We start from the raw sequence: 19,810 nt of genomic DNA, 5'->3' as shown, positions 1-19,810 counted from the left end.
AGATCGCTATCCACAGTCAACCGGAAGGCGCGATCCGTTAGAAGGAATCCGAAGGATTCCAGGTTAGGAAAGTTACGGGGCGAACTAGGTATTGAGCGCCAAGGAGTTAGCTCCGATTCCGGTCCCCGATAGCACGAGGATCGGGTCCCCGATGGCACGACAGTCGCGGTCCCCGATAGCACGAGATGATTCACAGAGCGCCTCCTGACGGAGGAACGAGCCCGCGTTTGCGTAACCGCTCCGCTAAGGCATCGATCAGAACGGGCGCGAAGTTCAGTCGCTCTGCACCGCCTGGGTCATGCGTGATGACAAGCCGGTAGCCGGGCAATGTCTGGCGATGGACGATCTCGCGCAGGTCGTAGGCGAAATGCTTGAGCGGTGAGAGGCTGCCGGACTTGGCGTGGAGATGTACAAGATTAAAACTCCAGCCGCCCTCCTGGCGACCGCCATGCTTGCGCACCAGACGGTAGAGCCAGCGCTCCAATCCCCCCGTTAGGTCGAAGTACGCGCGGTCGATCGTAAGGACGAGCGCCTCATTCAAGACGCCGGTATAGAACCAATCCGGCAAGATCAGCTCTAGTCCTCTGGCGTTGCCGTGCACATCGGCTGTCTCTTTCCATTCATTGATCCAGGAGAACCGATGCCGCCGACGTTCCGTCGGCTGGCGGATCGAGGTCATCACGGTGGTCGATTGCAGCCGGTCGAGCGCTGCCTTGAGGCGATCGTAGTCCCTCACGCTGGTGCCCCGACCGACAAAGGTGAGGATTTCGTACGGCGTAGCCGCCATCAGACGGGATGTCTTCAGACCGGCGTCGCGGGCCTCCACGATCTGCGAGGCGGCCCAGATCAGAACATCCGCGTCCCAGATCGTCGCCATACCGTGTTCCGGCACAGCTTCAACCCGAATGGTGATGGTCCCGGCGCGGAAATCGATCGGTGCGACGCGCCTGGACTTCGCCAGCGAAAAGAATGGATAGGCCATCAGATCCTGCGCATCGCGTGGCGCCAGGTCGCCCGGCAATGCGCGAAACAGGTCGAGTTGGTCACGCTCTGATCGATGTCTTCGAGATGCTGACACATTGCATTCCAATCGCGTCAGCGCCGCTTGCCGGCATAGGGAATGGGTGCGGCCTGCCGTTTGGCCGGCAGCACCGTTCCGTTGCCGGGATCGGAGGTTGATGTCTTAGTGCCGCGGTCAGCCCAAGCTTTGAGGTCGTCGAGCGCGTAGACGACGCGACCGCCGATCTTTCGATAGGCGGGGCCCGTTCCGTAGGTCCGGTGTTTTTCCAGGGTGCGGCCGGAAAGGCTGAGGAATCGCGCGGCTTCGGCGGTACGCAGGTATCGTGGCGGCAAGCCGTCACTCGGATCGGACATCTGAAAAGCTCCGTGGTCGTCTGGAGCGCCAGCGAGGTCGGCGGCGCATCGACGGGCACAATGGCGGAGCAGAGCCTGGAAGGGGGATGCCGAAGATAAGGGGGCTCGTTTTCGGCACCCTCGAGAGAGCGGCTATTTCTTTGCAGATGGTGGACGCAGCAGCGCGCGATAGCCGCCACGCATCAACGCGAAACCGCTCTGAACCAAACGAATAGTCCGATTGCGCAGATCGTGCGTCCGCCAGTCGCGTTCGGAAATGCGCTCGGCGCCGAACAGTACTTCTGCAATTTCGCGATATGTGCTGCCGTCCATGCGCGCGTCGAGCGCGCGCAGGGCGAGCGCCAGTCGCCGGCGTCGGCTCTCCGAGAGCGCATGCAGCGGCGCTCCTGGAGGCTTGCCGTTAAGGGCTCGCCACAGGCGCCTGCCTGCATCCGCGCGGAATTCGAAGTCGCGGTCAAAGGGAAGTTCAACCGCATAGGTAACTGCAACAACCGGCGCTTCCTTGAACCAAACGCGATGCTCAACACCGCGTAGATTCAATACAACATGCCATCCGTCAGGGCCTTGCCGAAGCTGGCCTTTGTTCAGGTCGCTGAGATCCAGACTGACGTGCGAATGCGAGCCTACGAGTGACGCAGGCCGCACTGGGACCACCGTCGGCAGGACCTCCGGCGCCCAGAAGATGGTTTGTTCAAGGAAAGATTGATGGGGATCAGCTGCGAAAAGCCAACCCCCAACGATCGCGAAACTCCGCGCTTACGGTGAGATCGGCTGGCGAGGCACTCCGATGCTCTCGTTGAAAACCGGGGTTGCGGCGCAGGCATTCCCACGCGAATCCGGCTAATTCGGTTTCTTGAGCACGATTATAGAAGGAATCCGACGACCTCCAGTTGAACTCTGCCATATGCTTGTCCTCATCGCACTACGAGATTGCGGCGCGATGATCTTGGGGAGCAATGGTTGAAGCTAGTCCTCGATTCTGCATCACGTGATGCAGTTGATCGAACGCCGCATGAGAAGAGAGAGTTTTTCTAAAAAATCATTTCAGAGATTAGGATTTGAAGCGCCGCCCCGCAACAATTGGCGATATCCATGCTCGGTCATCCATTTTGCGCGGGCCAGATGCGTGTCGAACGCGCGCCTCGCGCGATCCGGCTCATGCTGCGGATCAATATGTAGCACCAGCTTCGCCACTTCGCGCCATTCTGCTCCCTCCGCGTCAGCATCAAGCATTCGCAGATAGGTTATAATGTGCTCCTCGTCGTACACCGTGAGAACGGAGTCCGCTGGCGCTACGTCGGCGACGTCGGGATTTGAAGGCGGTCTCTTCATGCGTGTGCCATAGAGCGAATGACTCTAAATTCCCCGTAAGCCATTTTTGCCTGACAGACTTACTTTTGCCCTATTTTTATCAACGCCGCCAGCGCGATTTGATTGTCCATCAACATCGCATCGGGAGATGATCGATCCTCCTCCGCGTATTAAATCGAATAGCATATCCTGGGACGAATAGGAACGATCGTTCCTAGAACGATCGTTCCGGTTCGGGTTCCCATGTCGCTATGGATCTCAAAGAGGTCATGGCGGTGAACATGCGTCGGAAACGCCACGATCTACAAATGACGCAAGAGGAGCTGGCCGAGCGCGCCGGCTTAAGCGCCCGTTACGTCGGCGCCATCGAACGCGCCGATGTGTCGGCAAGCGTCACCGTGCTTGGACAAATTGCCGAAGCATTGGGAGCGGAGCCGGGAGACTTGCTCAAGCGAGCCGGGCGCGGGAGCAAATCGTAGGCCGCTTCAAGCCGGCCGTGAGCGCCCCGCCGATGAGCGGGGCGCCGCACTCGGCCCGGCTCAGTCGCCGTTGGGCTTGCGGCTGCGGGACCAGATCAGGGTGTAGGTCTCCGCGTCTTCGTCGTCGAAGAGGTTGGCGTAGATCGGAGCGTTGAAGCTCGGATCGTCGAGCTTGACCGAGAGATAATCGCGGCCCTCGTTGGAGCGCTTTGACCAGGCGGCCCCTATCTCGGCGCGACCGACGTAGACCCGGTGGCTCGGAGCGTTGTCGTTGGTCCGGTCGGTCTCGGGGACGATGCGGACGCCCTTGGTCTGGAGGCTCAGGGTGACGATTTCGCCCTGGAATTCCTGGCCGGATTTCTTGAATGAACCGATGTTAGCCATGTCACTTCTCCTTGCTGTTTCCGAGCCCGCGACCACCGCGGCCTCGATGGCGATCTGAAAGCCGAAGGCGATCGACGCCGCACCCGCTTGGGCCGCAGCGCAGCGGAGGATGGCGGCGGTGAGACTTTCTTGCTTCGCGAGGAATGGGCGAAGCCCAGGGGAAGAAAGTCTCACCGCCGCCATTGCGGTTCAGGCGATCGAGGCGCAGCCGGCCTTCGGCCAGATCTAGCCAATGAGAGGCTAGGTGCTCGCGTGCGCTGAACAGCATTTGGGAGACGTGCCAGCGAACGATCGGCTCAACAAGAAGGCCCGCATTCCCAGCGAAGGAAAGGGAAACCTGGCGTGCAAAAAGGCGGCCCCTTGTCTCCGAACCGACTGAAGCCAGCGTACCCGCCAGTACCCTCGGGAGCAGTCTGCCGACGAGATCACCCGGCTCAATCGAAGCGCGAGAGAGGAGCGCGATGTCGCGATCAGCAACGCGGCCCTGATATCAGCGCCGTGCCAACCGAGAGATAACAGACTCGCATAGTCACCCGCCCGCGGTCGTCGCCCCATTCGGTGGCTGAAGAGGGCCGAGTGCAGCGCCCGGTCTAAGAGCGGGGTCGGTCTGCATCGACACATTCGCCCAAGCGATCCCCCCGACTGCGATGGCGCCAAGCACGGCGAACGACTCCCGCCACCATTCCGAGGGGATATCGAGGTGTGCAAGGGCAAGGGTCACACTATAGCCGGCGTGTGCCGCTGGAACCGCGAATAGTAGCCCAATGACCAGGCGGCAGATCGGAGAGCGCGCGACGGAGAACGCGTACCGCCCGACCACGAATGTGAAGCCGGCCGTAACGAAGCCAACAACGCTGGCACCGAACGGACCTGCTCCGGCTTGAAATGAGTAGATCCCCACCGTCATGCCGACGAAGAACGGCAACGCGTGGATTGCGAGCGCGAACAGTGCCCAACAGAGGGCACCGAGCCCGACAACATTGAGAAGAACGCCGACGATGATCATCGTGATGGGTCCCGTGACAAAGGTTGCAAGGGTCGCGCCTTCCACCACCACGACACGTTCCAAGGGATAACCGATCCCGCCCGTGTTTGGAATCCCTTACGGTCAAGTTTCAGGCATGAACAAGCAATGCAGAAGAGCAGCCGCGGTCGCTGATAGAGACGGACATTGAACGGGGGCGCTGACGTGTCGCCGTTGCCGGCCTTCGAGACGGCAATCAGGAAGGCCGGCTTTTCGATAGTCGTCGGCTAAGCGGCAAGCTTGATCAGCCCGAGCTGCTGCAGCGCGGTGACGCCGTCGTCGAGCCCGATTTCCTCGGTGATCTTGCCGTCTTTCAGCTTTAGAACAGTCGTACCGGTGAATCGCATTTTCCGTCCGGTGTTCGCGGGCAAGGAGCCGGCCAGGAAATCGCCGAACGCGGGGCCGGTGTGCGTCCCGCCACCTTGCCAGCGGCCGACGACATAGTCGCCCTCCGCGATTAGATCGGCGGCGCCCCAGAAATTGAGATCGGGAAAGGCCTTACGGAAATCCGTCATGAAAGCCTTGATGTCTTCCCGTCCCCGACGTGGCTCGTGCAGTGAGTACTGAAGGAGCATATCCGGCGCGGCGAGCTCGTCGACGATTCCGAGATCGCAAGTCTCACCCCAGAACTTGGTGAACCAGCGGCCAACGATGGCCTTGTTTTCATCTTCATTCGACATGCTCTGTCTCCTCTTTGCTTCGTCGTCTCAACTGACGATCGGATCAATCGATACGATGGACTTTGGAGCCGAGACGTTCGGTCTGCCACCCGATTTCCGTCCTCTTCCCAAGGCGGCAAGGGCGACCGGAAAAACAACCGTCACAGCTGCACAAGCGAGTGTGGTGCGTACATTATATTCGAAGTGGGAGGGGTGGCGCTTACGCGCCACCATTGCCGAATTTCCAGACGGGGATGCCGAGCTTTCGTGCCTTGTCGGCCAGGTTCTCCTGAATGCCGGTGCCCGGGAAGGCGATGACGCCAATCGGCAGCACATCGAGCATCTGATCGTTGCGCTTGAACGGTGCTGCCTTGGCGTGTTTGGTCCAATCGGGTTTGAAGGCGACTTGCGGAACCTTGCGGTGGTCGGCCCAGCGGGCGGCGATACGCTCGGCGCCCTTCGGCGAACCACCGTGCAAGAGGACCATGTCTGGATGCTTGGCGTGGACCTGATCGAGCTTGTCCCAGATCAGGCGATGATCGTTGCAGTCCAGGCCGCCGGTGAAGGCGATCTTCGGCCCGGCAGGCAATAGCACTTCGGTCTCGGCCCGGTGTTTGGCGGCGAGGAAGTCGCGACTATCGATGACAGCCGAGGTCAGGGCGCGGTGGTTCACCATCGAGCCGCTGCGCGGATGCCAGTGCGATCCGGCGTGGCGTGCGAAGTGGTCGGCCGCCTGGTCGCGGAAGTATTCCATGCTGTTACGCCGTTCGATCAGCGTCATGCCCTCGGCAGTGAGGCGCTCGAGTTCGACCGAGCGGATTTCGGAGCCATCCTGGTCGCGTTGGCTGCGCTTCTGCGCTTGTTCGTTGTCGTCGAGTTCGCGTTCGATGCGCTCGTTGGCGCGGTGGAAGAGATTGACGGTCGACCACAGCAAGTCCTCAAGGTCGGGTTCTAGGCGTGTTTCGCTCAAGCTTGCGATGAGTGCGTCGAAGATGTCGGCGACGGCGGCAGCGACGATACGGGCTTCGGGTAGAGGTCTCGGGTCGGGTTCGTCCTTAAAAGGGCGGTAGCCGTGAAGTTGGAGTTCGGTAAGGACGTGATCAGTTGGGGATGTGGCGTATGGCTGCTCGTAATCGGTATCGTTGCGCTCGATCGTCATGGCGGCTTTCCTTGATCGGATTGGTCGCGCTCATCGCGGCCTTCATGGCGACGAAAGGCGGCGGGCGGACCGGACCTGCACCGCCGAGCGCAGCGACAGCGGCCGTAGCGAAGCGAAGGATGGCGGGAGCCGGCTATTTTGCCTCGCGATGTAAAGCGCCCTTTAGGGCGCGACGGAAAATAGCCGGCGGACGCCATTGCGTGGCCGGACCGCTTGCCGCAGGGTCGCCCTCTCAAGAAGGCCGTGAGCGCGGCCCTCTCCGAACAAAGAGAAGCCTGAGGATCGGCGGCGCAGTCAGAGCAGAGTAAGAGCTTCGTCCCCTATCCCGTGGAAACCATCGTACTCAAGAACCGGGCCACGTCTTCAGAGGCGAGCTGCTTGCGTAACGCTGCAGGTAGCGCGTTGATGTCAAAATTCCGCAGATCCTCGTTGAAATCTTCACACTGCGGCGACAGCACCATCGCTTCGATCCCGGCCGACTGCGCCCGGTCGAATAGTCCTGCCACCGCACCATCGCCCGCCGGATCGTTGTCACGGACGACATAGAGCCGACGAAGCGTTGCCGGGAACAGGATGGCTCCGAGATGCGCAGCCGAGAGTGCCGCGGCCATCGCCATGCTGGGCATGACGCAGCGGAGCGATAGCATGGTCTCGATGCCCTCGCCTGCTGCCATCACGTCACTTGCCGGACCGAAGCGGACCGCGTGCCCGAGAAGGTGACCCATCGCCCGGCGTGGGGTATCGACAGGTGCCTTGTCGCGCCCGGACGGATCGAGCCAGGTGCGGTGCGCGCCGGTAATGTGACCCTGAAGATCGGTGACAGCCGCAATCATAGCCGGCCAGGTTTCCGTCGAGGCGTCTGCTTCGGGACGGTAATAGCAGCGCGGATGGAATCGCAGGCTGTCGATGCCACGCAGGTTAATAATGCTGCGTCCCCGCAGGTAAGTCTCCACAACCGTGCCGGCAATCGGCTGCGACATGCCGAACAGACGCCGTGCCGATTCCGGTGAGCCGGACTGTACTGGCGACAGATGCGGTCGGTTGTCGAACCCCGGTTCGGATCGTGGCAGGCTCAGGAAGCGTCGTGCTTCCTCAGTGACATCGTGGAAATCGACCAACCCGCAACTTTCTCGGATCACGTCGAGGAGGTCGCCGTGCTCACCGGTTGCCGCGTCGGTCCATTTGCCAGCCGGACGCCCGCCGACGTCCCTGCTTTTCAGGCGGACGAACATCGAGCGGCCGGACGTGTTCCTGACGTCGCCGACCAGCCAGTAATTGCCGACGCGACGCCCGTTGGAGAGATAATGACGGCACACCGCCTCGGCCTCACGCGCGAGGCGATGTGCCAGCTCTGCCGCACTTCGCGGCATGTTACGCCGCCGCCCGATCGGCGATGCGGGCAATTGGATAGCATTCCAAAACCTTGGCCAGGATCGCAGGACCGGTGGCATCGACTGGGACGAAGAAACGCAGCTTCCACGAAATGATCTCGCCGAACAGACCGTAGGCGCGCAGCCGATCCCGCATTGGCTCGGAGAAACCGGTTAATTCGATCCGGTTCGCACCCATCACGCGGACGCGCCTGACCTGGAGTCCTTCGGCGAGATCGAGAATGGTCTTGCCATCGATCAACGCAGTGAAGGCGGCGTCGGGGGAAAGATTCGACGTTCCGGCTTCCAGCGCGCTGGCGACCCAAGCGGGTGAGACCTTGCGGCCGATGATGCGCTCGCCAGCGTCGGTCTGCAGCCGATACACCCTGGCCGACTCGTGCGGCAGGCGCTTCCAGATTGGCAACAGTAAACCAGCGACGATGTGGATCTCGCTATCCGTGAACTCCGGAATCTCGGCGACTTCGGCCGCCCAGGCGCGGGCGAAAGTGTCGCAGTCGGCTTCCCGCCAATGGGTTTGCGGCATCATTGCCTGCGGCATGGTGGGATGTTCCATCGGGCGGATGAGGCGTACCCGACGTTCGACTTCGCCGTCGTCGAGCATCAGACTGCGGGCCGGAACCTGTACGGCCGCGCGGCCCGACTGGCTGTTGACCAGAAGAACTCCGCGGGGATCGGAGAGGCGCCTCAGCGCCTCATCGAGCGTGACCGGCCGGTTAAGTTCGCGCTGGGTGATGGTCAGCAGGCGCGTCTCCGCAGAGGTGCGGGGATGGGTGTAAAACGTCTGCCGGCCGGCGACGACGAAGCTCTCGGCCATCAACGTCTCCAGTCCGACATCATAGGTGCCCGACGCGATTGCGCACTCGATCCGCGCGGTCAGCAACTGCTCGAACGCCGTAAACAGGATGTTCTGGAGATCGATGGTCAGCGCCAACAGCCTGTTGAGGAAGGTAGTGATCGGCGGCAACTCGTCCTTGATGCCGTTGTCATCGGTTAGCTTCAACCCGGTCGCGTCTTCGAATGCCTGAAGCGAACAATCCCTGACCTTTCCGGTGACCAGCAGGAGATAGAGCTGGCGCAGCGCGTCGCGCGCGTAGTGACTTTCGAGATTGTCTTCGGGGCGGAACAGGCCCTGCCCGCCGGTCTGGCGCTGTCCCTTTGTGATGGCGCCCAACGTGTCGAGACGCCGCGCGATCGTCGAGAGAAAGCGCTTCTCGGCCTTCACATTGGTGGCGATGGGCCTGAACAGCGGCGGCTGCGCCTGGTTGGTACGGTTAGTCCGGCCCAATCCCTGAATAGCGGCATCGGCCTTCCATCCGGCCTCCAACAGATAATGTGTGCGCAAGCGCCGGTTCCTTGCAGAAATCTCCGCGTGATAGGAACGCCCGGTACCGCCGGCGTCGGAGAAGACGAGGATGCGTTTGACGTCATCCATGAACGCCTGGGTTTCGCCGAGATTGGCGGAGCTGGAGCGGTTCTCGACGACCAATCGATCGACGCCATCACCCCCTCGCTTGCGGACAATCCTGCGGGAGCGGCCCGTCACCTCGGCCACGACGTCGGTCCCAAAACGCTGCACGATCTGGTCGAGCGCACCATGAACCGGCGTCAACGACGCCAGCTTCTCGATCAAACAATCACGACACGCGACGGCGTCGCGGCATTGCACCGGCTGGCCATCTCGGAAGGCCGGTCGCGACGACAAGTTACCCTCGCTATCGGTAAAGGGCTCGTAGAGTTGGGTCGGGAAGCTGTGCGCCAGATAATCCAGCACATATTCGCGCGGCGTGATATCGACCTGGACGTCGCCCCATTCCTCTGTCGGGATTTCGGCAAGCCGGCGTTCCATCAACGCCTCGCCGGTTGAGACGATCTGGATCACGGCGGCATGGCCATCCCTCAGATCGCGCTCGACTGACGCGATCAGCGACGGCGTCTTCATCGCCGTGATGAGATGATTGAAGAAGCGCTGTTTCGCTGATTCGAACGCCGATCTGGCGGCGGACTTGGCCTGCGCGTTCAGCGTGCCGGTCGCGCCGGTAATGTTCGCAGCCCGCATGGCCGCGGCAAGATTGTTATGAATGATCGCGAAGGCGCCGGCATAGCTGTCATAGATACGGATTTGCTCGTCGGTGAGCTGATGCTCGATCAGCTCATACGCGATGCCTTCGTACGACAGCGACCGCGCCGTGTAGAGACCGAGCGCCTTGAGGTCGCGCGCCAGCACCTCCATCGCCGCGACGCCGCTCGCCTCGATCGCCTCGACGAACTCACTGCGCGTCGCGAACGGAAAGTCCTCGCCGCCCCACAGCCCGAGGCGCTGGGCGTAGGCGAGGTTATGAACCGTGGTGGCGCCGGTCGCCGAGACATAGACAATGCGCGCGTTCGGCAGCGCATGCTGAAGGCGAAGCCCCGCACGGCCCTGAAGCGACGCGGCCTGGTCGCCGCGTTCACCCTTGCCGCCTGCGGCATTCTGCATCGCGTGAGACTCGTCGAAGATGATGACACCGTCAAAATCGGCGCCCAACCATTCCACGATCTGTTTGACCCGCGAAGCCTTCTCGTCGCGCGCGTCGGATCGCAGCGTGGCGTAGGTGGTAAAAAGGACGCCCTGCTCCAAACGGATCGGCGTACCCTGGCGGAATCGCGAGAGCGGCGTGACCAGCAGCCGTTCCATGCCGAGCGCCGACCAGTCGCGCTGTGCGTCCTCGATTAGCTTGTCGGACTTGCTGATCCACACCGCGCGGCGTCGGCCCTTCAGCCAATTGTCGAGCAGGATACCGGCGATCTGGCGGCCCTTCCCCGCGCCGGTGCCATCTCCCAAAAACCAGCCACGCCGGAATTGCAAGGCATTGTCCGCATCCTCGCGCGCCGCGCAGACCAGGTCAAAGGTCTCGTCAACGGTCCATGATCCCGCAAGGAGCTGGGAATGCGCGTCCCCCGCGTAAATGACGGACTCAAGCTGCGCATCAGACAGCAGACCGTTGGCGATGATGTGAGCCGGAAGGTGCGGCCGATAGGACGGGACCGGCGGCGCCACCGACGCCATGGCGGCTGATTGGACCAGCTTGGTGGGATGTGGCTGAGAGCCGGGAATACGGATCGATTGAAGTGCATATTCTTCGTAAAGCGCCTCGGTGATCCGACCGCTCTCGGCCGGTGTCCAGGCAACGGTCTCATAGGCAAGTTCAGCCCCTGCCGGATCCGCTGCGGGAGCGGCGATGCCGGACGGTCGCATCGCATGGACGCGGACGGTTCGCGGAATGCCCGGACGAGCGTTGGGCGAAGCGGCGACTGGTATCGCGATCGGCAGTCGGGCCGGAACGTACTCCGTGACCCATCCCAGCAGCGTGGCAACGTCCGGCGCCACGCCAAGAAGCGACAGGAATGTCGTCGCATCGTCCGCAGGCAACCGGTCGATCACGGTCAGCCGCGCCTCAATGGTGGTGCCGTGCTTGGCGAAGACGCCACCAGCAATGGCTGCGCTGAAGACGACGCGCCCGCGTTCCTGCAACCGGCTGAAGACATCGCGCCAGACCGGATTGTCCGGGGAACAACTCGTCCCGGTGATTGCGACCAGCCGACCGCCTTCGGGGAGCCGCGCCAAGGCCGACGCGATATGCCGCAAGGCAGCGTCGGCCATGCGGCGATCGACGTTGGCGAGAGCCGAGAATGGTGGATTCATCAGCACGACGCTTGGCGTGATGGCGGTGTCGAGATGATCGTCGATCTGCGCGGCGTCGAAGCGTGTGACGGCGATGCCGGGAAAGAGAAGTGAAAGAAGTCCAGCGCGGGTTTCGGCGAACTCGTTCAGAACGAGCGACGCACCTGACAGCTCGGCCAGGGCGGCGAGCAAGCCCGTACCAGCCGAGGGCTCCAGCACAACATCCGCCGGCGTGATCGCCGCCGCGCTGCTCGCCGCGAAACCAAGCGCGATGGGCGTGCTAAACTGCTGAAGCGCCTCGCTCTCTTCCGAACGGCGGGTGTGGGTGGGTAGAAGGCCGGCGACCTTTGCCAGCATCGGCAGCATCGCGGCGGGCGAATCGGCACGCGCGCGCATGGCCGGACCGAACTTGCGAAGGAACAGGACGGTGGCTGCTTCACAGGCGTCGTAAGCCGTCTTCCAATCCCATCCACCATCGGCGTCGGAGGCACCAAAGTTGTTTTCCATCGCTGTGCGCAAAATCGGCGCATCGACGCGCTGACCGCGCTCTAGATGCAGAAGAAGATGTTGCGCGGCGCTAACGACCGCGCCAGCCTTGTTCAGAGAAGTGGGCGTAACGGAAAGCGGCGCGGCCGCAACGGCGGCCACGGATGCGGGAATGATCGTCATGGAGGAAGCCTCGGAGAGCGGGGAAGGATCGAGCCGTAGGGCGCTCTCTCGACCGCGCCGGCTCAAACCCATCCCGGCCCGCCTCTCCCTCTCACAGTGACGCTGACGGCGACTGGCCGCCAAGAAAATGCGGACCGAGTGGCTGCGCACCACGGAAGCGAAAGGAAATAGCCCCCTTTCGTCTCATGAATCGGCGCGCTATCTTTCTCCACATCGAGAATCGCAACGAAGTGACGAGATGAACGACCAAAGGCTCAATCGACCAGCCACGACGCCAGCCGAACGAGAGGCGCTGAAAGTATTCGGGCAGGTCAAGACCGAGAAAGCCGTAAGCGAGCACGAAAAGGCTCAAAAGGCCTTTCACGAAAATCGCGAACGCTTGAAAGCATTGCGATTGGCCCGGGAAGCCGCCGAAGAGGCAAAGGGAACATGACGCCCACGCTTTTTCCTTCGATCTTTACGATCGAGATCGGCGGCAAGCCAACGGTGACGTTCGAAGCAAAAGGCCTCCGTGAAGCAAGCGAGATTTGCAACGCGCCGTGGCTACGTGAAGATTTCATGTCAGCACATTCCAATGGCGCGCCGTTGTGGGACGGCAACGCCCTGCTGAAAGAACGCGTGAGTTATGAGGACGAGATCGCAACATTCGGAGATGCTTGCAAAGATGCTCAACCGTCTGATGGAATGTTGATGGTCTATCTCATCGAATTGGACGACGATGACACCGCAGAGAATTCCGAACCCAGTTCATTTGCGCAACAGCGCTGAGAGGCGATGGCAATAGATTGGTGCGAGCCGGATCAGGGATGACCTTGGAGCTCCTCGAAAGAAAAGGCCCGGCACTGAATGCCGGGCTTGGGACGGACCAAGGATAAGAAGATGTGGGTTGGGAGCCCCCACACCTGGAAGACTATTCTGCCGCAATGATGTGCGGCCGGTCGTCGTCGGCCTCGGTGTCAGCTTCGTCCTCGCCGGCCGCGAGGAACTCCGGTAACGTTTCGGGATCTGCAGCCGGCTCTCCTATCGTGCCCACCTCATCGAGACGAAGTGGTTCAGGCAACCATCCGGTCCCTTCAAGCAGTCTCTCGGCCTCCCGCGCCATGTCGCCCTTCTTGAGGTGGTCGATGAGCTGCACCGATCGCTCGCCCTTTACCTCGCGTACGGCCTCGAGAATGCGAGGTTTGGTGACCCGGCCGAGATAGTTGTCGACGGTCGGCTTCCAGCCCACTGCTGCCATATCGAGACCGACGGCGCGGGCAAGAACATTGGCGTGATCGAGCCTTCGGCGTATGCCGTGGGTAGAGACGCGGCCCTCATTGTAGCGGTTTGCGGGCTCGTAGAGCGCATTGACCGCGGATGACGCACAATGTGCAAACAACGCGGCCTGCTCTTTCCCGTCAAACGTTGTGAGCACGTCCCACAGATCGGATTCGTCCTTGGGTAGGCGGGCTTTCCATCCGTCATTGCGCCTGTCGATAGCTTCCGCTGATGCACTCTCCTTTAAGCCGGGCGCTTGAGCAGGGAATGTCGGGGTCCGGATGGCGATTTCCAGGCAGTCGCTCGACGACGAGAAGCGGTAGAAGGTCGCCAATACGAAATTGTGCAGCACCGCCTGGAAGGCGACGGCCGGATCGTTCGCCAGCGCGTTGCGCAAGGCCAGTGTGCGATGCGCGGTCAGCTCGATGATGAGCCGATCCGGCAAGGGCTTGACCGTGTCGTCGTCCTCCTCCTCGACGGGCTCGGTTGGCGCGCGCGCGCCGCCGACAGTAATGACCGCGCGTTGGATCACACCATTGGTCGCTGGTTCGTCGCCGTTGGTCTCTCCATCGCCTTGCACTACGCTCTCGGGCTCGACGATGTTGGGAGCCTCATCCTCCGGCCGCACGTAGCCACGGTCGATCGCCAGCAAACCCTCGGCATGGATGCTGACGAAGACGCCGGCGCGGGCGATATCGGCCGGATCGTAGATAAGCGAACGAGCTTCCAGGACGGACCGCGCCGCTTCGATCTCTCCGAGGCGCTGATCAATCTCGTCCGGCAATTCGTCGGCGTCCTGGTATTCCTCCTCGATCTTGACGTGCTCGGTGTTGAGGGCGTCAAGTGTCGCCCGCTCCTCCTCCGTCAAATCAGCCGGTTCGCCCTCAATCTCGCGCAAGCCGTTGGTGTGGCCGTATGGGAAATCGAGCGCCACCGCAATCCACTTCCAACCTTCGGTCGCGATCGTCTCGGCCTCCGCCTTCAGCTTCTGGGTAACGAGACGATCGAGCATGGGCACATCCTGCAACCAGCCGCCATCGTCGTGTGCGAACAAATCCCGTAGGACGGTACCGCCGGCCTGCTCATAGACATCCAGCCCGACGAACTGGGCACGACGGTCGGAGGCGCGCACGGCGTTCTCCGTCAGCATCCGCCGGATCTGATATGGCTCGTCGTTGCCGGATCTGCTGACATTGTCCCAGGCCTGCTTCTGACGCGCCTGGTCGGCCGTGACCGAGAAGGCCATCAACTGTTCGAGCGTCATGCCATCGTCGGCATAGACGTCGTGCAGTTGCGGCGACACTGACGCCAGACGCAGGCGCTGCTTGACGATCGCCGACGAGACGAAGTGCCGCGCGGCGATATCCTCTTCACTCATGCCACCGTCAAGCAGCAGCTTGAACGCGCGGAACTGATCGAGCGGATGCAGGCCGACCCGCTCGTCGTTCTCGGCAAGGGAATCGTCCTCGGCGATGCCGCCATCCCTGATAACGCAGGGGACAGGTTGCGTCTTCGCCATACGCTTCTGCCTCACCAGAAGTTCGAGCGCACGGTAGCGGCGTCCACCGGCGGGCACCTCGAACATGCCGGTCTCCTGGCCGTCGGCATCGACGACCCCACGAACGCTCAGGCTTTGTAACAACGTGCGCTGAGCGATGCTCTCCGCCAGTTGCTCGATCGAGACGCCGGCCTTCACCCCGCGGACATTGGACTGGCTCAAGACCAGTTTGTTGAAGGGAATGTCGCGGGAAGGACTTAGTTTAATTTTCTGAACGCTGGCCATGTCGGATTCTCCACGACGGGCCGCCGAAAGACTCTCTCTCGACCTCCTACCCGTCACAGGCAACCCGACACTCCTCTCACTCGCTGACGACGCGCTACACCACTGAAGGCGGACACTGAAACGACGCACGGATCACGCGGCCTCCTCGTTGCCCTCAACGACGGAACCCATCGCGGGCCGCAGAAAGGCGAGCAGGAATTCGGTGGCCCTCGATGCCGCGCTCTTGGCGCGCACGACAGCGCGATGGCGATGTCATTCTCGGCCGATCCCAGACATCGCGACCGCTGGTGGTTACGTCAACCTTTGGCCGATCCCGACATATTGCGAAGCCGCACCAACTTGGACGCTGAAGGTGCGCCTGAAGGCCGCGCTGAATGCACTCTCGGACTCGTACCGCAGCGCCTCGGCGGCTATTGCAACCGGGTCGGCCACAAAGACGTTCGTGATGCAGCTATTCTCTCTGTCCGCACTCACCATATTCCTTCGCGAGGACCCACGTCGGCCTGGACACGCGCCTTCTCGATCCCAGTTTTGAAGACCGACAGTTTCGCACTGAGGTCGGCCAACCCGCCGGCGAGAATTCCTCAAACAAGAAGGCATCGATAACCTCCAACCGCCCAAATCGCGAGAGAGTTGCTCAGGGATGCGGTTCAGCGCGTCCTTGGTCACTACCACCGGTCAATCTTTGCCGTCGATCCGGCCGGTGAAATGGCGAGCGCCGAAGCAAGTTCGCTTGCGAGCTATGTAGAATGCTGATGTCCGAGACCAATGGTCCCGCCAAAAGAGCGTCGCGTTTTTGCCTCGCTCTTTCATGGAGTTTCCGAAGACAGAATTAATCTTCTAACTTTCCGCACAGCGCGCCGAAGCGAGCGCAGCAGCAGCAAGGACCTTCTTTTGGTCAGTTCGCCAGCCTGCCGAAACTCCGAGAAGCTTCAACGAATGCAGTCCGACGGCGACAAAATAGTTCAAAGTCAAGGGCGTACTGAACCGCGCGATTGCCGCCTTTCGTAATTCCCGGATTGGCTCGACATAATCCGGCGCCCCCGCAATGACCTGGTCGTGGTCTCGGAACAGTTTCATCTCCATCTCAACAAGATCTATGAGTTTAAGATCCGGAAATGCCGACTTCCGAAATTCAAGCCGAATCGAAGATTCAAGGGATACGAAGTCTTTATAGCAGTGATCGAGGCCGGCATACTCGAAATCAATCATCGCGAGGTTGCGACCCGAGCTATCGATGAAAATGTTATTTGCGTTCAGGTCGCCGTGACCAAAGCACAGTTCAATTTCTCCAGCCCCCTTCTTGGCAAGGGTTCGACGGAGTGATCCGCATTCAAACGTTCCAAAGCGGATTGCATCCGTTGATACGGTGCTCGACACACCCTCGTCGGCGCCAACCTCCGAAAGAACCGCGCGCAAACCGGCTAGCCTTCTATCATCCTTAGATAATTTGTACTCCTCGGAGTTTGAAAAGTAGTCGTCGAGCCGCTGCGGCTTGGCTTTCTTCAGCGTGTACCAACCAGTCGTGTTCGACGAAAAAATACGTTGAACTGCCGTTGTAACGGCAGCCGCATCGCCTTCCTTTAGCTTATCCGTAAGTGTTACCACTCCATCGGCACGACCAAACGCGAACGCGTAGCAAGCTCCCGCCCATTCCCCTGCTTCCCCGTAACCGATCAGATCAACACGCATATCGTGCGACAATTGCAGGCGCACGAACGAATTGTACCGTGTCGCCTCGTTAGAGACATTCGCTTTCCGGCTGAATTTCAGGACGAATGGAATATTTTCGTAACGTGTGGATCCGAAGAACTCTAAGCGGAACACACTCGACCCTGAAAACCCACCGGTCAGTTTATGTAGGCGAACCTCAATGACTTCATCGTCAAGTTCGTCGTTCAGGAAGCCGGCGATGCATTGTTCAATGATCGATGTGAGCTCGGGCTCGACATTTGTAAACTCAGGTCGCACTGCGGGTGTCGTGAAGCTTAGATTTCCAAATGGCAAACGCTGCACCCGCGATGCCAATGTCTTTCCAAGGTAGTGCTGGTATTCAATATTCGAGAGATGCGTTTTGGTGATGAGCATGTCAGGGTTCGGTATGCGCACCCCGAGCTGATCTATACTGAAGGTCGCCTGACTGTAGAGCGCAAACACCGTGTCGGTGTGGTGCGGCTTCAGGCGACTGATCTGCTCAATGCCGAGATTATCTCTCGCCTTCCCGGGGCCACCTCCGCTCACTTCGAAGACGTTGTCAAATATTGCGACATGAGGCCGCTTCTTCAGAAGAGAACCGATGTACTCGAAATTCTCTTCGACTTGAATGTCGATTTCGACACCTGCGGCAGCGAACGCAGCCTTCCAAACCGCAACGAAACGGCTTTTGCGATCGCGATCGTCCTCAACGAGCAGAACTCGAAAGTGACGCTTCATACTGCACCCTCGTTGTCATTTAGAGGAATGGAGAATGCTACTCCGAAGAGTGAATTGCCAAAACCATCATCTATCATTGGAGCGGCAGATGCACTGCCACCGACCATCCGCAACTGAGCCGCCAACAAAAACAGGCCGAAATGATAGGTTGCAGATCGGCCATCTTTGATCGGCGAAACGCAGACCTGCGAAAGGCGCGCGGCCTGCTGCAATGCGCCTTTCGGGCGGTAGAGGATTTTCATCGTCGCGATCTTAGAGGGCTCATCATAGTCTGTCTCAACACTGACGTCTTCAACCAGCAGGGGTGAATGACCAACATTGGAGCCCAAGGTGTCGAGTATTTCCAGGACCAGCCCGTAAGAACGCGGCGAGGCGTTATATTCCCGCCCCTGCTGACTGACCTTCTCGCAAAGGGACCGTGTAAGAGGAGAGGTTGCTAGGGTTGGCACTGCGCTCACCATCGCCTCGGTTAGTTCATTGATATTGTCGACATTTCGGAAGCGGTTTTCGCTATCCTGAACGACAGAGTACGACGACAAGAGCGAGCGGAGTTGGCCCGCGCGCTGTTCATCCGTCTCCTGTATCTCTCTGATAATCGCTTCGATTCGGTGACGGGCCGCATGTACGTAGGACATTCGCGACAACCACGAACGATCGTTAGCCAGCTCGATCCTCCGGATCACTTCACCGCATGTTATCGAGACGCGCTCGAAATATTGTCCTTCCGTAACCAGTCTCTTCGCCCGGGACGAGGCGAATTCGATCACGGCACTCTTGGTGCTACCCACCCAAATTGGCCTGGCGTGAGCGGCATCGCTGAACTTGCCGATGTCGTTCGTGAGAAGCGGCCGCTCGGTAATTTCGGCCGAGTACTGATCGCGATGCTCCTGCCATACGGGCTGGTCAGCGGTATATGACTTTACGCATAACGACACGTCGTTCGCCAGAGGGATGGTAACGTGGCGAAAAGTCGACGGAAAGCCCACCGAAGCGATTTCGACAAATTCCAGGGTGAAGGGATCAAACCGCCAGACCGCTATTTTTTCAGCTTGGCTCGCTTGGATGACTTCACGAAGGAACGGCTCCAGAATGCTGCGGATTTCGCGTTCCAGGGCGGCCCGCGTCTCGACTGGCGACGTCCCCAGGCGCTCTTCGGCGTCCTGCGACGCCCTCATGACCTTGAAAAGGGGATCTTCACGTTCAGCGGATGCCTGCTCGCGCAAGCTCGTTGATATGAGCTTCGTTGCATTGTGAACCGCATCGAGACTGAGCCGATCGCCGCCCTTTAGGAAAATAAGAACTGCTTGCCGTGCAACCTGAAACGCTGTGTCTTGACTACCCCGGTCTAAGAACAAATGCTCTTCAGTAAGCGTATTGATACAATAATATATCTTGGGCTTGCTGATGTAACCGTAGTTGATCGACTTCCTCGCGATCGAACCAAAAAGGTCTTTCAGAAAATCTCTGTTCTTCGCAATTCCTCTCAAAACCTTGGATGAGCCGCGATCAATATCGATGATATCTTCTATTTTCTGGACATCATCCAGTTTCAGAAACGGATTTTTCTGAAGTCCAAGCAGAATGTCTATGCCCAATCGCCGTCGGATTTCACCAAAATGGTGATCGTAATCGATGATATCACGCCCCGTCTTGCTGCTTACGAACTCACGAACAAACCTCCTGGAGACACTTTCAATGAAGTGTTCTCGAGAACCGCTGACGTGGTAAAACACTAAAAAGGTGCGGCGGACCTGCTCCACAAAGAACCGGCTGATCTCAGGATGCGGCACCCAGCGCACGACCGCGCTCTCGGAAAGAATTTCCTCCGTATATTCCTCTGCGACCTCTGAATCTCTTTTCTGTAGGTCGGTCCTGTGGCCGAACCTCCGAACTTCTCCATCGCAAACCTCGAACGCAAGGTAAGGAAAAAGCAAATAGGGGGATTCGGCAGCATGCGGGTCGGAGAAATGGCGCCGCTGCCTCATATAGAATAACAGCTGTCCGTTCCGAGGTATCGCACGCGCTATTTCCGCAATCACCTCGTCGACGATGTACATTTTGTTTGAACTAAGCAGCTCATCTTGGAGATACAGAATGGATTGCAGGTTATCTTCCACGGCAAACTCATTTAAAATTGCAACCAATACGCGAATATTAGTCAATTACAATTGACCTGGCGGCCAGGTAAAGAGCTAATCGTGGCGGCCAATCACAACTTTCCAGGCT

17 protein-coding genes are annotated in these 19,810 nt (G+C 60.0%); 3 read left to right on the top strand and 14 right to left on the bottom strand.

The genetic code is table 11. The features are described from left to right. Nucleotides 1-190: 190 nt before the first annotated feature. The 5 genes from UB31_RS27975 to UB31_RS27960 form a co-directional block, all read right to left on the bottom strand. Complete coding sequence (locus UB31_RS27975) at nt 191-1,078, bottom strand: replication initiator protein A (RefSeq protein ID WP_156175592.1); 888 nt, start codon at nt 1,076-1,078, stop codon at nt 191-193. A gap of 17 nt (nt 1,079-1,095) precedes the next feature. Then, nucleotides 1,096-1,374 carry a helix-turn-helix transcriptional regulator gene (locus UB31_RS27970; protein ID WP_045013197.1) on the bottom strand — a complete coding sequence of 93 codons (279 nt, stop codon included), beginning with the start codon at nt 1,372-1,374 and terminating at the stop codon, nt 1,096-1,098. A gap of 132 nt (nt 1,375-1,506) precedes the next feature. Further along, nucleotides 1,507-1,914 (bottom strand): DUF2285 domain-containing protein, encoded by a 408-nt coding sequence (locus UB31_RS27965; protein ID WP_349643876.1) that lies wholly within the window; start codon nt 1,912-1,914, stop codon nt 1,507-1,509. A 172-nt stretch (nt 1,915-2,086) separates the two neighbouring features. Then, a complete protein-coding gene (locus UB31_RS42700) occupies nt 2,087-2,278 on the bottom strand; it encodes a transcriptional regulator domain-containing protein (protein WP_082078648.1) in 192 nt (63 codons plus the stop codon). A 140-nt stretch (nt 2,279-2,418) separates the two neighbouring features. After that, nucleotides 2,419-2,706: a DNA -binding domain-containing protein gene (locus UB31_RS27960; RefSeq protein ID WP_045013195.1), complete on the bottom strand. Its 288-nt coding sequence runs from the start codon at nt 2,704-2,706 to the stop codon at nt 2,419-2,421. A 230-nt stretch (nt 2,707-2,936) separates the two neighbouring features. Between UB31_RS27960 and UB31_RS27955 the strand changes: the two genes are divergently transcribed. Next, the gene (locus UB31_RS27955; protein ID WP_045013194.1) at nt 2,937-3,164 is read left to right on the top strand and encodes a helix-turn-helix domain-containing protein; all 228 of its coding nucleotides are present in this window, start codon (nt 2,937-2,939) and stop codon (nt 3,162-3,164) included. Between the two features lie 60 nt (nt 3,165-3,224). On the opposite strand, the gene UB31_RS27950 is transcribed toward UB31_RS27955, so the two are convergent. From UB31_RS27950 to UB31_RS27925, 6 genes are all read right to left on the bottom strand, one after another. Then, entirely contained in the window at nt 3,225-3,548 is a 324-nt protein-coding gene (locus tag UB31_RS27950; RefSeq protein ID WP_045013298.1) for a DUF736 domain-containing protein, read from the bottom strand. Between the two features lie 529 nt (nt 3,549-4,077). Then, the gene (locus UB31_RS27945) at nt 4,078-4,617 is read right to left on the bottom strand and encodes a hypothetical protein (protein WP_050044849.1); all 540 of its coding nucleotides are present in this window, start codon (nt 4,615-4,617) and stop codon (nt 4,078-4,080) included. Nucleotides 4,618-4,799: 182 nt separating this feature from the next. Then, nucleotides 4,800-5,252: an ester cyclase gene (locus tag UB31_RS27940; protein WP_045013193.1), complete on the bottom strand. Its 453-nt coding sequence runs from the start codon at nt 5,250-5,252 to the stop codon at nt 4,800-4,802. A 199-nt stretch (nt 5,253-5,451) separates the two neighbouring features. Next, nucleotides 5,452-6,390: a DUF2493 domain-containing protein gene (locus UB31_RS27935; protein WP_045013192.1), complete on the bottom strand. Its 939-nt coding sequence runs from the start codon at nt 6,388-6,390 to the stop codon at nt 5,452-5,454. Between the two features lie 320 nt (nt 6,391-6,710). Then, nucleotides 6,711-7,760 carry a DUF7146 domain-containing protein gene (locus UB31_RS27930; RefSeq protein WP_045013191.1) on the bottom strand — a complete coding sequence of 350 codons (1,050 nt, stop codon included), beginning with the start codon at nt 7,758-7,760 and terminating at the stop codon, nt 6,711-6,713. A gap of 1 nt (nt 7,761) precedes the next feature. Next, nucleotides 7,762-12,111 (bottom strand): strawberry notch-like NTP hydrolase domain-containing protein, encoded by a 4,350-nt coding sequence (locus UB31_RS27925; RefSeq protein WP_045013190.1) that lies wholly within the window; start codon nt 12,109-12,111, stop codon nt 7,762-7,764. 238 nt (nt 12,112-12,349) lie between these two features. Between UB31_RS27925 and UB31_RS27920 the strand changes: the two genes are divergently transcribed. Next, the gene (locus tag UB31_RS27920; RefSeq protein WP_045013189.1) at nt 12,350-12,544 is read left to right on the top strand and encodes a hypothetical protein; all 195 of its coding nucleotides are present in this window, start codon (nt 12,350-12,352) and stop codon (nt 12,542-12,544) included. Continuing rightward, the gene (locus UB31_RS27915; RefSeq protein WP_045013188.1) at nt 12,541-12,879 is read left to right on the top strand and encodes a hypothetical protein; all 339 of its coding nucleotides are present in this window, start codon (nt 12,541-12,543) and stop codon (nt 12,877-12,879) included. Before UB31_RS27920 ends, UB31_RS27915 begins: the two co-directional genes overlap by 4 nt. 142 nt (nt 12,880-13,021) lie before the next feature. Here UB31_RS27915 and UB31_RS27910 read toward each other — a convergent pair whose 3' ends face one another. From UB31_RS27910 to UB31_RS27895, 3 genes are all read right to left on the bottom strand, one after another. Next, complete coding sequence (locus UB31_RS27910; RefSeq protein WP_045013187.1) at nt 13,022-15,151, bottom strand: ParB/RepB/Spo0J family partition protein; 2,130 nt, start codon at nt 15,149-15,151, stop codon at nt 13,022-13,024. Nucleotides 15,152-15,991: 840 nt separating this feature from the next. Beyond that, the gene (locus UB31_RS27900) at nt 15,992-17,584 is read right to left on the bottom strand and encodes a phosphotransferase (protein ID WP_045013185.1); all 1,593 of its coding nucleotides are present in this window, start codon (nt 17,582-17,584) and stop codon (nt 15,992-15,994) included. Continuing rightward, entirely contained in the window at nt 17,581-19,746 is a 2,166-nt protein-coding gene (locus UB31_RS27895) for a hypothetical protein (RefSeq protein ID WP_156175590.1), read from the bottom strand. Before UB31_RS27895 ends, UB31_RS27900 begins: the two co-directional genes overlap by 4 nt. Nucleotides 19,747-19,810: the final 64 nt, after the last annotated feature.

Source organism: Bradyrhizobium sp. LTSP849 (assembly GCF_000938255.1).
GTDB lineage: Bacteria > Pseudomonadota > Alphaproteobacteria > Rhizobiales > Xanthobacteraceae > Bradyrhizobium.
This window is presented reverse-complemented; position numbering and strand designations above follow the sequence as displayed.

What these genes read in the sequence shown, in the direction of transcription:
- UB31_RS27970 (WP_045013197.1), bottom strand. Translation starts at nt 1,374, where the DNA reads ATGTCCGATCCGAGTGACGGCTTGCCGCCACGATACCTGCGTACCGCC.
- UB31_RS42700 (WP_082078648.1), bottom strand. Translation starts at nt 2,278, where the DNA reads ATGGCAGAGTTCAACTGGAGGTCGTCGGATTCCTTCTATAATCGTGCT.
- UB31_RS27960 (WP_045013195.1), bottom strand. Translation starts at nt 2,706, where the DNA reads ATGAAGAGACCGCCTTCAAATCCCGACGTCGCCGACGTAGCGCCAGCG.
- UB31_RS27955 (WP_045013194.1), top strand. Translation starts at nt 2,937, where the DNA reads ATGGATCTCAAAGAGGTCATGGCGGTGAACATGCGTCGGAAACGCCAC.
- UB31_RS27950 (WP_045013298.1), bottom strand. Translation starts at nt 3,548, where the DNA reads ATGGCTAACATCGGTTCATTCAAGAAATCCGGCCAGGAATTCCAGGGC.
- UB31_RS27940 (WP_045013193.1), bottom strand. Translation starts at nt 5,252, where the DNA reads ATGTCGAATGAAGATGAAAACAAGGCCATCGTTGGCCGCTGGTTCACC.
- UB31_RS27935 (WP_045013192.1), bottom strand. Translation starts at nt 6,390, where the DNA reads ATGACGATCGAGCGCAACGATACCGATTACGAGCAGCCATACGCCACA.
- UB31_RS27930 (WP_045013191.1), bottom strand. Translation starts at nt 7,760, where the DNA reads ATGCCGCGAAGTGCGGCAGAGCTGGCACATCGCCTCGCGCGTGAGGCC.
- UB31_RS27925 (WP_045013190.1), bottom strand. Translation starts at nt 12,111, where the DNA reads ATGACGATCATTCCCGCATCCGTGGCCGCCGTTGCGGCCGCGCCGCTT.
- UB31_RS27920 (WP_045013189.1), top strand. Translation starts at nt 12,350, where the DNA reads ATGAACGACCAAAGGCTCAATCGACCAGCCACGACGCCAGCCGAACGA.
- UB31_RS27915 (WP_045013188.1), top strand. Translation starts at nt 12,541, where the DNA reads ATGACGCCCACGCTTTTTCCTTCGATCTTTACGATCGAGATCGGCGGC.
- UB31_RS27910 (WP_045013187.1), bottom strand. Translation starts at nt 15,151, where the DNA reads ATGGCCAGCGTTCAGAAAATTAAACTAAGTCCTTCCCGCGACATTCCC.
- UB31_RS27900 (WP_045013185.1), bottom strand. Translation starts at nt 17,584, where the DNA reads ATGAAGCGTCACTTTCGAGTTCTGCTCGTTGAGGACGATCGCGATCGC.